This is a genomic window from Methylobacterium sp. W2, from assembly GCF_020662345.1.
GTDB lineage: Bacteria > Pseudomonadota > Alphaproteobacteria > Rhizobiales > Beijerinckiaceae > Methylobacterium.
This window is the reverse complement of the sequence record NZ_VMOA01000017.1, coordinates 95,435-107,765: the sequence shown is the minus strand read 5'-3', so window position 1 is coordinate 107,765 and position 12,331 is coordinate 95,435. Positions and strand designations below refer to the sequence as shown.

Genomic DNA, 12,331 nt, shown 5'->3' with positions numbered 1-12,331 from the left:
GAGCGGGGGCGGCCTGCTCGGGTGCCGCAGCTTCGTCGGCCGGGGCGGGCGTCGCCGTCGGCAGCTTTCCGACGCGCGGATGCATCGACCCGTTGGTCGAGCCGCTGTTATCGCCCGGAAGGGTCATCGTGGGGATCACGGATTGGGCGGCGGACGCCTCGCGCTGGGGCGGCGGCGGAGGCGTATCCGGCTTGACCGACACGGTCCGCACCCGGCGGGGCTCGCCGAGAGTTTCGGTGAGGGGGCCGGTATTGCCGCCCTGCCCGGTGGACGGCGTGGCTCCACCCTCCCCGGCGCGCTGGGCGGACCGGGCGGCCTGCGCGACGTCGACCGGCTGTTCTTCGCGGTTGACGATGCGGATCTGGCCGTCCTTGGCGTTGCGGTCGTAGATCTGCTTGTTCTGGTCGGGGATCTCGACGCCGTCCGCCTTCTGCGGAGCGATCTTCAGCGGAGCCTTGTCGGCCAGGATCGTGGGCACGGTGCCGTCGCCCTGGCTCGAATGCAGGCCGCGCCAGGTGAGCGCGCCGGTGACGCAGACCACCAGCACGCCGAGGCCGGCCCCCACGGAGACGAGGCGGCTGCGCTGGCGGGGGCGTTCGGCCGCGCGGTTGAGGCGGTCGTCCTGCTCCGGCGCATAGGCCTCCGATCCGCGGGGATCATGGACCCCGTCGGCATAGGCGCTGTGATCGACGGAGGCGAGATACTGGTCGAAGGCATCGGCCGGATGAGCCGAGAGCGTGGCCTCCGATTCGGGCGCCGTCTGGTACTGGGGATGCTGAGCGTAGGCCGCAGGCGCAGTTGCATAGGCCGCCGGCGCCCCGGCATGGGCGGAATGAGCGGCTGCCGGTGCCTCGTCGTGGAAGGTCGGTTCCCTCCGCCCGCCCTGGCCCTGCGGCTGGGGCGCGGTGCGGGAATCGCGGGCTTCGAGCAGGGCGCGGAAGGGGTCGTCCTGGCCGACGATGCGGGCGAGTTCCGCCAACGGGTCGGGCTTTGCCGCAGGCTGGGCCTGCGGCTGGGGCGGTGTCGTGGGCTGCAAGTCACGCGCGAAGGCGTCGAAATCGACAGGCGCTCGCGAAGCGTTCGTCGTCATGGCAGCATTCCTCTTCACGCCGAGATCACCTCACCGCATTTCATCCGGCGCGGTGACACCCAAGACCGCGAGGCCGGAGGCGACGACGCCTCTCAAAGCCTCCACGAGGGCCAGTCTTGCCCGTGTCGAGTTTCGGTCGTTTAGATTAATAAACCGTAATTGCGGCAAGTCTTTGCCTTTGTTCCAGAAACCATGCAGGGAACTTGCCAGCTCGTAGAGGTAGAATGCCACACGGTGTGGCTCGTGTGCCGCCGCCGCCGCTTCGATCACCCGTGGGTATTGGGCGATGAGCCGCATGATCTCGACCTCCGCGGAATCGGCGAGCCGCGTCAGATCCGCATCCGCGAGGCCGGCGACGGAAAAGTTCTCGCCGGGCATGGCTTCGCGCGCCTGCCGGAACACCGAGGCGCAGCGGGCATGGGCGTACTGCACGTAGAAGACCGGGTTGTCCTTGGATTGCTCCACCACCTTGGCGAGGTCGAAATCCAGAGTCGCGTCGTTCTTGCGGTAGAGCATCATGAAGCGGATCGCGTCGCGGCCGACCTCGTCGACCACCTCGGCGAGGGTGATGAACTCGCCCGCGCGCTTGGACATCTTCACCGGCTCGCCGGCCCGAAGGAGGCGCACCAACTGGCACAGCTTCACGTCGAGGGTGGCGTTCCCGTCACTCACCGCCTTCACCGCCGCCTGCATGCGCTTGACGTAGCCGCCGTGATCCGCCCCGAGAACGTCGATGAGGTCGGTGGCGCCGCGCCTGATCTTGTCGCGATGATAGGCGATGTCGAAGGCGAAGTAGGTGAACGAGCCGTCCGACTTCAACAGCGGCCGGTCGACGTCGTCGCCGAACTCCACGGTTCGGAACAGGGTTTGCTCACGGTCCTCCCAATCCTCCGGCAGCTGGCCCTTCGGCGGCGGCAGCCGGCCCTCGTAGACAAGGCCCTTTTCGCGAAGCTCCGCCAGGAGGACGGGCACCGCCTCCTTCAGGGTGGCTTCCGAGAAGAAGACGTCGTGATGGATGCCGAGCCGGGCGAGGTCGCCCCGGATCAGCTCCATCATCGCGGCGATGGCGTCCGCCCGCACCTGCGGCAGCCACTCGGATTCCGGCGCGTCGAGGAGCGCGCGGCCGTGCTTCTCGGCGAGCGCCTTGCCCACCGGCACGAGATAGTCGCCGGGATAGAGGCCTTCGGGCACGGGGCCGACCGTGTCGCCTAGCGCCTCGCGGTAGCGCAGGAACGCAGAGCGGGCGAGCACGTCCACCTGCGCGCCGGCATCGTTGATGTAGTACTCGCGCGTCACGTCGCGGCCGGCCGCCACGAGCAGGTTGGCCAGCGCGTCGCCGAACACCGCCCCGCGGCCATGGCCCACATGCATCGGCCCGGTGGGGTTGGCCGAGACGTACTCGATGTTGACCTTGCCACCGGGCATGCGGGCGCGGCCATAGGCGGCGCCCTCGCCGAGCGCCGCACGCACGACCTCGTGATAGGTCTCGGGCGTCAGGCGCAGATTGATGAAGCCGGGTCCGGCCACGCTCGCCTCGACCACGCGGGGATCCTGCCGAAGCTCCGCCGCCAGCGCCTCGCCGAGCGCTTTCGGATTGGTCCGGGCCTCCTTGGCGAGGACCAGGGCGGCGTTCGTGGCGAGATCGCCGTGAGTGGCATCGCGCGGCGGCTCGACCACCACGCGGGAGAGATCGAGCCCCTCGGGCAGCGTCCCGGACCGGATCAGGCTCTCGAGCGCCTCGCGCACACGCGCCTCGAAGGTGGCGAAGATGTTCATGGGATATCTGTTCCGCTCGCGCCAAGCCGCATCGTCACGACGGCCTGCGCCTCAATGCGGCGGCATACCAATGCGGGGGGCAGGTGTCACGGGAGACCGCCCATCGTCCTTTGTCTCCTCCATCAGGCCGGCGCTTCAGAACCAGGCGCGCCAAGCCTCCCACTCGGCAACGACGCTGGCCAAGGCCGCGTAGCCGCCGGCATTGGGGTGGGTTCCGTCCCCCGCCGCGGCCTCCCTGGCCCATGCATCGGATCCCCTGGCCACGTCGAAGACCGGAAGGAACGGAACGCCGAGACGGGCGCAGATGGGAGCCATGTCATTTGACAGAGCCAAAATTCGCGCATCCGTCGAGGGATCGTCGCAGACGGGAAGCGGGCCGATCATCAGGGTTTTTCGCCAACCGGCGGCGTCTGCGAGAATCGCCCGGACCGTGTCGAGGCAGCGGTCATGAGGGACGCGGGTTCGGCCATCCATGAAGGTGCAATCGTTTGCGCCGAAGGCGAAAACGAGCCGGCCGTCCAGCCCCTCGGGCAGGCGGGCTTCGGCCTCGCGTCGCCAGCGTTCGTGGATGTCGAGGCTGGTGTCGCGGCGAATGCCCAGATTGTAATGCGTGACGTCCCAGCCCGCGCGGCGGGCCTCGGCACAGAGACGGCCCGTCCATCCGAGACAGGTGTCGTCACCGACCCCGTTCACGAAACTGTCGCCGATGAAGCAGATGCGCATGGATCGTCCTGAAGTCTCGGCCCCTACCCCTCCGCCAGCGGCAGGCCCCGGCTTTCGGGGCTCCAGTGCAGGTCCGGCGTGGTGGCGAACAGGCGCTTGTGGGCGAGCACCGCGTAGGTGTCGGTCATGCCGGCGATGTAGTCGGCCACCCGCCGCGCGATTCGCCCCTCCCCTGCCCCCTCGAGCCCGGCCTGCCATTCCTCCGGCATGGAGGCAGGGTTGGTGCTGAAGACATCGAACAGGTCCGCTACGATGATGTCCGCCTGCGCCCGCACCGCCAGCACGCTCGGGTGGCGGTACATCCGCGCGTAGAGGAAGCGCTTGATCGTGGCATCCGCCTCCTCCAGGGCCGGCGAGAAGGAGATGACCGCCTCGTCGGCCGTGCGGATATCGGCGACGGAATTCGGTGCCAAGGCCTCGATCCGTCGGGTGCTCTCGGCGATCACGTCCTCGACGAAGCGGGTGATCACGCGCCGCGCCAACTCGTGAATCTTTCGCGATTCCTCGAGATTCGGGTGCAGCGCGTCGATCTCGTCGAGGATGTCCCGGAGGAAGGGGACGCCATCGAGATCCGACAGTTCGAACAGGCCTGCCCGCAGGCCGTCGTCGAGGTCGTGGCTGTCATAGGCGATATCGTCGGCCAAAGCCGCCGCCTGCGCCTCCGGCCCGGCGAAACGGGCGAGATCGAGATCGTTCTGTGCGTTGTATTCGAGGATGGCGGCGGGAATGCCACGCCCTGCCCAGCGCGGGGTCGGGGCGCCATCCTTCGTGAGGAGAGGACCGTTGTGCTTGACGAGGCCTTCCAGGGTCTCCCAGGCGAGGTTGAGCCCGTCGAACCCGGCATAGCGCCGCTCGAGCCGGGTCACGATCCGCAGGGCCTGGGCATTGTGGTCGAACCCGCCGTGAGCGGCCATGAGGGCGTCGAGCGCGTCCTCGCCGGTATGGCCGAAACAGGTGTGGCCGAGGTCGTGGGAGAGCGCCAGCGCCTCCGCGAGATCCTCGTCGAGGCCGAGCGCCCGGGCCAGCGCGCGGGCGATCTGGCTGACTTCCAGGGTATGGGTCAGGCGGGTCCGGTAATGGTCGCCCTCGTGGTGGACGAAGACCTGGGTCTTGTGCTTCAGGCGGCGGAAGGCGGCCGAATGGATGATCCGGTCGCGGTCGCGCTGGAAGTCGCTGCGCGTGGGCGAGATCGCCTCCGGAATCAGCCGCCCGCGCGTGGCCGCCGGATCGGTGGCGTAGCGCGCCCGCCAGCGTTCGCCCCTGTGCCGCACGTCACCTCCTGAATGCGCCATCGCGCGCAACGGCTATCCCGCGTTGCAGCGCGTCTCTACGGCGCATATCTTGTGTGGGCTAGCGCTTCTGGCAATCGACGAAACCCAAGAGCATCACGATGGCCGACATCACCCTGACCCCCCGCGCGGCCAAGCGCATCAACGAGATCATGGGGGCCGAGCCTCCCGGCGCGTCCCTGCGGATCAGCGTGAACGGCGGCGGCTGTTCGGGCTTCTCCTACGCCTTCGACATCGAGCGGGCGCGGGCCGAGGACGACGTGGTGATCGAGCGGGACGGCGCCACCGTCCTCGTCGACCCCGTCTCCCTCGAATACATGAGCGGATCGACCATTGATTTCGCCAACGATCTGATCGGTCAGGCCTTCAAGATCGAGAATCCGCAGGTCACCTCCTCCTGCGGCTGCGGCACCTCTTTCTCCCTCTGAGCCATCGTCATTCCGTCACAGCACGGCGTGCGGCAGCGCGATTGCCTCGCCGTGGAAAAAGCGGCACGGATGCGGTTCGGCGCGGCACCGTTGCACGAAGCGCCTTTTTTCGCAGCGCCCCGGATCCGCTCATGATCGTCCCACAAGGTCGTCCCTTCTTCATGCGGACGGCTGGCCTTTCGGTCTGCGCCCTCCTCATTTTCGGCGGCGGCGGCCCGATCGGCCCCTTGCCGGCCTCGGCTCAGGAAGCGGCGTCCGCCGTGCAGGACGTCACGCTCCAGAACGTAACGATGACCTTCGGCAGCACGGTCCTCACCGCGCCGCAGGTCATCGTCAGCGGGACGCGCCTGACGAAGGATGACCTCCTCGCCCTGCTCAAATCCGGCCCCGACCCCCTGGCCGCGCGTCTCGCGAAGTTCGATGCCGCGAGCGTCGTGATCCCGGAGCTTCGCTCCGAGACCCGGATCGGCACCAAGGCCCAGACCGCGACCTATCGCGACGTGACGGCCAAGGATGTGCGCGGCGGCCGCATCGCCCAGGCAGCTGCGGTCGGATTGACGGCCGCGGAGGCCGGGGGTGTGGCGAAACACAGCGCCAGCTACGGTCGCATCGAGATGAAGGACGTCGATCTCGCCGCGATGGCGCGGCTCTACGGCGAGGCGGGCGACGCCAAGAGCCCGATGCTACGGATCTATGGCGGCTTCTCGGCAGCCGACATTTTGATGGAGGCCGAGGGCACGGTGGTGAAGATCGCCCGTCTCGAGGGCAGCGATGTCAGCGGCCGCCAGATCCCCGGGACATGGACCGGCGCGCTGGACGCGATGGCCCGCGTAGACCCCACCCAGCCCGCCTCCGCCGACAAGGCACGGATCCTGGGAACCGCGGCCGATCTCCTCGACGGGTTCTCTGTCGGCTCGTTCCAGGCCAGCGGGCTCACGATCAATCAGGCCCATGACGGCGAGCGCGTGGCGATGACCATGGGACGCATGGCCTTCACCTCGGGAACCCTGACCTTCGAGGATCTCGGCTTCACGGTGGGCGAGGCCAGCGGCAAGCTCTCGCGCCTGTCCTTCGCGGGCTTCTCCTTCGCCCCGACCGTGGTGGCCATGCGCAAGCTTTCGACACAGGCCGGGGAGCCCACCGAAGCGGATTTACGGCAGATGACGCCGGTGCTCGGCACCCTGGCATTCAAGGATCTCAGCCTCGACCTGCCGCCTGACGAGGTGCCCGCTTCGCCCAAGCCCCCCGCGAAGCCCCCCGGCGCGGTGTCGCCCGCGCTCCCCCCGGCCGCGACGGCGCCTACGCATATCGGCCTGCGCGACGGCGCCCTCGCCTTTGGCCCGTTGCGCGACGGCCTGCCCACCACCGGTCGGGCCAACCTCTCGGGCCTCACCCTCCCCGCCTCGGCGGTGGCCGGAATCCCGGGGCTCGGCTCCCTCGGCGCCTATGGCTACCGCGACCTCGACCTCGACGTTGTGGCCGACACGGCCTGGAACGAGGCCGCGAAGGAGCTTTCGTTCGGCGAGGTGTCGGTGTCGGGCAAGGACATGGGCCGCGTGAAGATCAACGGCACCCTCGGCGGCATCGGCCCGGCGGTGTTCGATCCCGATCCGAGCGTCTCGACCTTCGCCATGCTGGGCGCGACTGCAAAGACTCTCGATCTGCGGATCGAGAATACCGGCCTGTTCGAGCGCTTCATCGCCTCGCAATCGAAGAGCCTGAGCCTCAAGCCCGAGGAACTGACCCAGGAATACGTCACCGCCACCACCTTCGGCGTGCCGGCGATCCTCGGCAACTCGGCCGGAGCCAAGGCCATCGGCGCGGCCCTGGGCCAGTTCGTGACAAAGCCGGGCACGTTTCTCCTCAGCGCCAAGGCGAAGAATGCCGGCGGCATCGGCATGCTCGAATTCAGCGCAGCCCCGACACCGGGCGCCGTGCTCGACAGGCTGGACGTGAGCGCGAAAGCGAACTGAGACGGGGAGGAACGCCTACGTCTTCACTCCCCCGTTGCGGGGTGGAGAAGCGCCTGAATCCGGATCAATCCAGCGTGCGCACCACGATCCGCCCACCCTCGGCCGAGAGGGCGAGGCGGCCGGCCTTGAGGGCAAGCGCCTTCTCGCCGAACAGTGTCCGGCGCCAGCCGTGCAGGACGGCGATGTCGGCCTCGTCGTCTTCGGCGATGGCTTCGAGGTCATCCATCGTGGCGACGATCTTGGGCGCCACGTCCTCGGCCTCGCAGACCGCCTTGAGCAGCACCTTCAGCAATTCCACTACGGCGCCGTTGCCGCCTCGACCCCGGCTGCGTTCGGGCAGGACGATGTCGGACAGGTCGCGCTGGAAGCCGCGCTCTACGGCGGCGAGGATGTCGGCTCCGGTCCGCGAACGCTCGAAGCCCGCCGGGATCGAGCGGAGGCGTCCCAGCGCCTCGACGTTGCGCGGAGCGGAGGTGGCGATGTCGATCACCGCCTCGTCCTTCAGGATGCGCCCGCGTGGGACGTTGCGGGTCTGCGCCTCGCGCTCGCGCCAGGCGGCGACCTCGGCCAGCACCGCGATCTCGCGCGGCTTGCGCATGCGGCCGGCGAGCCGGCGCCAGGCCTGGGCCGGGTCGGCCTTGTAGGTATCCGGCGAGGTAAGGACACTCATCTCCTCGTCGAGCCACTCGCCGCGATCGGTGGAGAGAAGCTGCCCCGCCAGCACCTCGTAGACCTTCACCAGGTGGGTCACGTCGGACAGGGCGTAGCTCGACTGGGCGTCGGAGAGCGGGCGGCGCGACCAGTCGGTGAAGCGGGAGGATTTGTCGATCTTGGCCTTGGCCACGTCGTTGACGAGTTGCTCGTAGGAGACCGAATCGCCGTAGCCGCAGACCATGGCGGCGACCTGCGTATCGAAGAACGGCTGCGGCAGCAGCCCGCCGAGCAGCCAGATGATCTCGAGATCCTGGCGCGCCGAGTGGAACACCTTGACCACGCCCTCGTCGGCCATCAGCGCGAAGAACGGCGCGAGGTCGATGTCGGGGGACAACGGGTCGACGAGTACGCCCGACCCGTCCGGCCCCGCCATCTGGATCAGGCAGAGCTTGGGGTAGTAGGTCGTCTCCCGCATGAACTCCGTGTCGACGGTGACGAACGGCTGTCCGGCGAAACGGCTGCAGGCCTCGGCGAGGGCCGGCGTGGTGGCGATGAGATCCATGAGAGCCGGCTATATCGGAGGTTGACGCGCGAGGCGAGATCGTATCTCGCGCCGCGCGCGGCTATCCCCGACATCCCTGCCCCAATCCTTTGCCCCGGATCCCTCCTCAGGCGGCGTGTTTGCGGGACCGGTCCCGGCGGGCGAGGCTGCGCACCAGTTCGGCACGCTCGCGCTTCTGCGCTTCAGCACGGGCAAGAAGCCAATCGAGGATGCTGGTATTCATCCGAGGCCCGCCCTCCTCGGTCAGGCGCCGGATGCGATCCACCCGGAAGCCGCGATAACCGCCGCGTGCGCGATCGATGCCGCCGAGCAGCGTCCGGCCGGGTCCGAGCCTCAACTCGCGCGCGTCGAGGGCACGCGTGCTCCAGAGACCACGGGAATCCTCGTAGACGATCTCGAACCGGCCTTCGAGCGGCAGGCCCTGCCACACGCCGGGCTTGTCCTCGCCCCCTTCCGCGCCCTTCCGGCGTGTGGAAGGAGCTGCTGCGGCCTCGTGCAAAATGTCGAAAAACGCGTTCGCATTCATGGGCTTGATATGGGGATTCACCCTCGGTTTCGTAAGGTCTAGGGTGCCTGCGGCTACCTCTCCGGCGCATGCTCGGTTGCCCAGTCGAAGCGACATCGCGATCTGGCGAGATCGCCTTCGCCTTGACTTGCCCGTCCTCGCGTGAATGGTGCGCCGCTCAATCTGAAGAGCCCGTCATGCACCGTTATCGTACCCATACCTGCGGGGGCCTCCGCCCGTCCGACGTCGGCGAGACCGTTCGCCTTTCCGGCTGGTGCCACCGCATCCGCGACCATGGCGGCGTGCTCTTCATCGACCTGCGCGACCATTACGGCCGCACCCAGTGCGTGGTCGATTCCGATTCGAAGGCGTTCAAGACGGCGAACCTCGCCCGCTCGGAATGGGTGATCCGCATCGACGGGCGCGTGCGCACCCGCCCCGCCGGCACCGAGAATGCCGACCTGCCCACCGGCACGGTGGAGGTCTATATCGACGACATCGAGGTTCTCGGCCCCGCCGGCGAATTGCCGGTTCCGGTCTTCGGCGACCAGGACTACCCGGAGGAGACGCGGCTCAAGTACCGCTTCCTCGACCTGCGCCGCGACAAGCTCCACGCCAACATCATGAAGCGCGGCGCGATCATCGATTCGCTCCGTCGCCGCATGCGCGAGGGCGGGTTCTTCGAGTTCCAGACACCGATCCTCACCGCCTCGAGCCCGGAAGGCGCGCGCGACTATCTGGTGCCCTCCCGCGTGCACCCCGGCAAGTTCTACGCGCTGCCGCAGGCGCCCCAGCAGTTCAAGCAGCTGACGATGATCGCCGGCTTCGACCGCTACTTCCAGATCGCGCCGTGTTTTCGTGACGAGGATGCCCGTGCCGACCGCTCGCCGGGCGAGTTCTACCAGCTCGACATCGAGATGAGCTTCGTCACCCAGGAGGACGTGTTCCAGTCGGTGGAGCCGGTCCTGCGCAGCGTCTTCGAGGAATTCGCCGACGGCAAGCGCGTCACCGGGACCTTCCCGCGCATCCCCTACGCCGAGGCGATGCTGAAATACGGCGTCGACAAGCCGGACCTGCGCAACCCGCTCATCATCGCCGACGTGACCGACGAGTTCGCCCGCGACGAGGTCGAGTTCAAGGCGTTCAAGGGCGTGATCAAATCCGGCGGCGTGGTCCGTGCGATCCCCGCCACGGGGGCGGCGACGCAACCGCGCTCGTTCTTCGACAAGCTCAACGATTTTGCCCGCGCCGAGGGCGCGCCGGGCCTCGGCTACATCATCTTCGAGGACGACAACGGCACGGTCACCGGCAAGGGCCCGATCGCCAAGTTCATCCCTTCGGAGATCCAGGCCCTCATCCGCGAGAAGACCGGCACGAAGGCCGGCGACGCCGTGTTCTTCTCCGCCGGCACCGAGGCGAAGGCCGCGGCTCTGGCCGGCAAGGCCCGCATCCGCATCGGCGACGAGCTGAACCTGTCCGATAAGGACCAGTTCGCGTTCTGCTGGATCACCGACTTCCCGATGTACGAGTGGAACGAGGACGAGAAGCGGATCGACTTCTCCCACAACCCGTTCTCAATGCCGAATTTCGACCGCGAGGAGTTCCTGGCCCTCGATCCGAGCGAGTCCGAGACGATCCTCGGCATCAAGGCGTTCCAGTACGACATCGTCTGCAACGGCACGGAACTGTCCTCCGGCGCGATCCGCAACCATCGCCCCGAGGTGATGGAGAAGGCGTTCGGCTTGGCCGGCTACGGGCAGGACGTGCTTGAAGAAAAGTTCGGCGGCATGCTCAACGCGCTGAAGCTCGGCGCCCCGCCGCACGGCGGCATCGCGCCGGGAATCGACCGTATCGTCATGCTGCTCTGCGGCGAGCAGAACCTGCGCGAGGTGGTGCTGTTCCCGATGAACCAGCGCGCCGAAGACCTGATGATGGGAGCCCCTGCCGAGGCGACCCCGAAGCAGCTGCGCGAGTTGCACATCCGGTTGAACCTGCCCGAGAAGCAGGGCTGAGCCGCGACACACCCCCTCCCCCCTCTGCGGGGGAGGGTGCCTGCGGAGCCCGATCCCTCCAACATTGACAGGGCCGACATGCCCTCCCTCGTCGCCGTCGTCGTCAGCCATGACAGCGCCCATGCGCTGCCGGCCTGTCTCACGGCGCTCGCCGCCGAGCACGTGCCGGCCATCGTCGTGGACAATGCGAGCCGTGACGAGTCGGCGGCGGTGGCCGAGGCGGCCGGCGCCAGGGTGGTGCGCAATGCCCGCAACGAGGGCTACGGCCGCGCCAACACCCTCGGAATCCGCGCCGCCGAGCGGGCCGAGCGCGTTCTCATCCTCAACCCGGACATCGTCCTGCAGGCGGGGGCGGTCGATGCGCTGCTGCGGGCCGCCGCCGCCTATCCCGAGGCCGGCCTGCTGGCGCCCCGCCTGATGGAGGCGGATGGGCGGTTCTTCTACCAACCGCGCTCGCTGCTCGCGCCCTACCTCACCAACCCCCCCGGCAACCGCACCCTGCCAGAGGGCGATGCCTGCGCGCCGTTCCTCTCGGGCGCCTGCCTGATGATCCGGCGCGACCTATTCCTTGCCCTCGGCGGATTCGATCCGAACATCTTCTTGTTCTACGAGGATGACGACTTGTGCCGCCGGGTCGCCGATACCGGCCGCTCCCTTGTTCATGTCCACGGTGCGGTCGCCCTGCATGGGCGCGGGCGCTCGTCGGCGCCGGAGCCCGGCCGGGTCTTCCGCACCCGCTGGCATCAGGCCTGGTCGCGGGCCTATGTCTCGCGCAAATATGGTCTGCCCGACCCGAGTCGCAGGATGTTCGCGGTGAACGCCCCGAAGGCGGCCCTGGCATCCCTGAGCTTCCGCCGGCCGCTGATCGAGCGCTATGCCGGCTCGGCGGCCGGCGCCCTCGCCGCCATCCGTGGGCGCACCGCACTCGCTTGGGAAGGGCTCGCATGAGCCTGCTCAATCCGACGGCCGCCCTGGCCCGCGCCGTCGCCGGTGTCACGAGGCAGGGCTTCATCGTCGTCGCTCGCAACACACGCGGCGACAGCGTCTATCTCAAGCCGGAGGGGAGCGTCTTCGCCCTGCGCGTCTCGAACCATGCGCGAACCCCGAAGCAGCGGGCGAACCACCCGAATTCGGTGACGAGCCTCGTCATCCGGCAGCCGAAGACGGCGGCCCAGGTGGACGCCCTGGTGGCGGAGGCCCTCCGCAACTACGCGGGCGAGTGCCGCAAGCGGGAGGGTTGAAGCCGCACGGTTTCGACCCCGCGCCCTGAATCCTCGCTAGCCCGCACCTCATACCGAACTTGCCAGGGCGGCCTTATA

The 12,331-nt window shown here is 68.4% G+C and carries 11 protein-coding genes; 5 read left to right on the top strand and 6 right to left on the bottom strand.

The genetic code is table 11. From position 1 onward, the window contains the following. The 4 genes from FPV16_RS12040 to FPV16_RS12025 form a co-directional block, all read right to left on the bottom strand. Positions 1-1,090 (bottom strand): SPOR domain-containing protein (locus FPV16_RS12040; RefSeq protein WP_227438411.1); only part of this gene is annotated, 1,090 nt, incomplete at its 3' end. A 30-nt stretch (positions 1,091-1,120) separates the two neighbouring features. Beyond that, positions 1,121-2,866 carry an arginine--tRNA ligase gene (gene argS / locus FPV16_RS12035; protein ID WP_227438410.1) on the bottom strand — a complete coding sequence of 582 codons (1,746 nt, stop codon included), beginning with the start codon at positions 2,864-2,866 and terminating at the stop codon, positions 1,121-1,123. Between the two features lie 135 nt (positions 2,867-3,001). Continuing rightward, positions 3,002-3,589 (bottom strand): GDSL-type esterase/lipase family protein, encoded by a 588-nt coding sequence (locus FPV16_RS12030; RefSeq protein ID WP_227438409.1) that lies wholly within the window; start codon positions 3,587-3,589, stop codon positions 3,002-3,004. Between the two features lie 23 nt (positions 3,590-3,612). Continuing rightward, positions 3,613-4,881 (bottom strand): deoxyguanosinetriphosphate triphosphohydrolase, encoded by a 1,269-nt coding sequence (locus tag FPV16_RS12025; protein WP_227438408.1) that lies wholly within the window; start codon positions 4,879-4,881, stop codon positions 3,613-3,615. 98 nt (positions 4,882-4,979) lie between these two features. Between FPV16_RS12025 and FPV16_RS12020 the strand changes: the two genes are divergently transcribed. Together FPV16_RS12020 and FPV16_RS12015 are read left to right on the top strand one after the other, a co-directional pair. Further along, complete coding sequence (locus FPV16_RS12020) at positions 4,980-5,306, top strand: HesB/IscA family protein (RefSeq protein WP_018043514.1); 327 nt, start codon at positions 4,980-4,982, stop codon at positions 5,304-5,306. A 131-nt stretch (positions 5,307-5,437) separates the two neighbouring features. Continuing rightward, positions 5,438-7,279 (top strand): hypothetical protein, encoded by a 1,842-nt coding sequence (locus FPV16_RS12015; RefSeq protein ID WP_227438407.1) that lies wholly within the window; start codon positions 5,438-5,440, stop codon positions 7,277-7,279. A gap of 64 nt (positions 7,280-7,343) precedes the next feature. Here FPV16_RS12015 and rnd read toward each other — a convergent pair whose 3' ends face one another. Together rnd and FPV16_RS12005 are read right to left on the bottom strand one after the other, a co-directional pair. Further along, positions 7,344-8,495 carry a ribonuclease D gene (gene rnd / locus FPV16_RS12010; RefSeq protein WP_227438406.1) on the bottom strand — a complete coding sequence of 384 codons (1,152 nt, stop codon included), beginning with the start codon at positions 8,493-8,495 and terminating at the stop codon, positions 7,344-7,346. Positions 8,496-8,601: 106 nt separating this feature from the next. Further along, positions 8,602-9,021 carry a hypothetical protein gene (locus FPV16_RS12005; RefSeq protein ID WP_264483815.1) on the bottom strand — a complete coding sequence of 140 codons (420 nt, stop codon included), beginning with the start codon at positions 9,019-9,021 and terminating at the stop codon, positions 8,602-8,604. A gap of 176 nt (positions 9,022-9,197) precedes the next feature. On the opposite strand from FPV16_RS12005, the gene aspS reads away from it, so the two are divergent. From aspS to FPV16_RS11990, 3 genes are all read left to right on the top strand, one after another. Then, positions 9,198-11,012, top strand: coding sequence for an aspartate--tRNA ligase (aspS, locus tag FPV16_RS12000; protein WP_227438404.1), 1,815 nt, complete (start codon positions 9,198-9,200; stop codon positions 11,010-11,012). Positions 11,013-11,090: 78 nt separating this feature from the next. Next, positions 11,091-11,960, top strand: coding sequence for a glycosyltransferase (locus FPV16_RS11995; RefSeq protein WP_227438403.1), 870 nt, complete (start codon positions 11,091-11,093; stop codon positions 11,958-11,960). Then, positions 11,957-12,253, top strand: a complete 297-nt coding sequence (locus tag FPV16_RS11990; protein WP_227438402.1) for a hypothetical protein — start codon at positions 11,957-11,959, stop codon at positions 12,251-12,253. The genes FPV16_RS11995 and FPV16_RS11990 overlap by 4 nt, the downstream gene beginning before the upstream one ends. The last annotated feature ends 78 nt before the right edge of the window (positions 12,254-12,331 follow it).

What these genes read in the sequence shown, in the direction of transcription:
- argS (WP_227438410.1), bottom strand. Translation starts at nt 2,866, where the DNA reads ATGAACATCTTCGCCACCTTCGAGGCGCGTGTGCGCGAGGCGCTCGAG.
- FPV16_RS12030 (WP_227438409.1), bottom strand. Translation starts at nt 3,589, where the DNA reads ATGCGCATCTGCTTCATCGGCGACAGTTTCGTGAACGGGGTCGGTGAC.
- FPV16_RS12025 (WP_227438408.1), bottom strand. Translation starts at nt 4,881, where the DNA reads ATGGCGCATTCAGGAGGTGACGTGCGGCACAGGGGCGAACGCTGGCGG.
- FPV16_RS12020 (WP_018043514.1), top strand. Translation starts at nt 4,980, where the DNA reads ATGGCCGACATCACCCTGACCCCCCGCGCGGCCAAGCGCATCAACGAG.
- FPV16_RS12015 (WP_227438407.1), top strand. Translation starts at nt 5,438, where the DNA reads ATGATCGTCCCACAAGGTCGTCCCTTCTTCATGCGGACGGCTGGCCTT.
- rnd (WP_227438406.1), bottom strand. Translation starts at nt 8,495, where the DNA reads ATGGATCTCATCGCCACCACGCCGGCCCTCGCCGAGGCCTGCAGCCGT.
- FPV16_RS12005 (WP_264483815.1), bottom strand. Translation starts at nt 9,021, where the DNA reads ATGAATGCGAACGCGTTTTTCGACATTTTGCACGAGGCCGCAGCAGCT.
- aspS (WP_227438404.1), top strand. Translation starts at nt 9,198, where the DNA reads ATGCACCGTTATCGTACCCATACCTGCGGGGGCCTCCGCCCGTCCGAC.
- FPV16_RS11995 (WP_227438403.1), top strand. Translation starts at nt 11,091, where the DNA reads ATGCCCTCCCTCGTCGCCGTCGTCGTCAGCCATGACAGCGCCCATGCG.
- FPV16_RS11990 (WP_227438402.1), top strand. Translation starts at nt 11,957, where the DNA reads ATGAGCCTGCTCAATCCGACGGCCGCCCTGGCCCGCGCCGTCGCCGGT.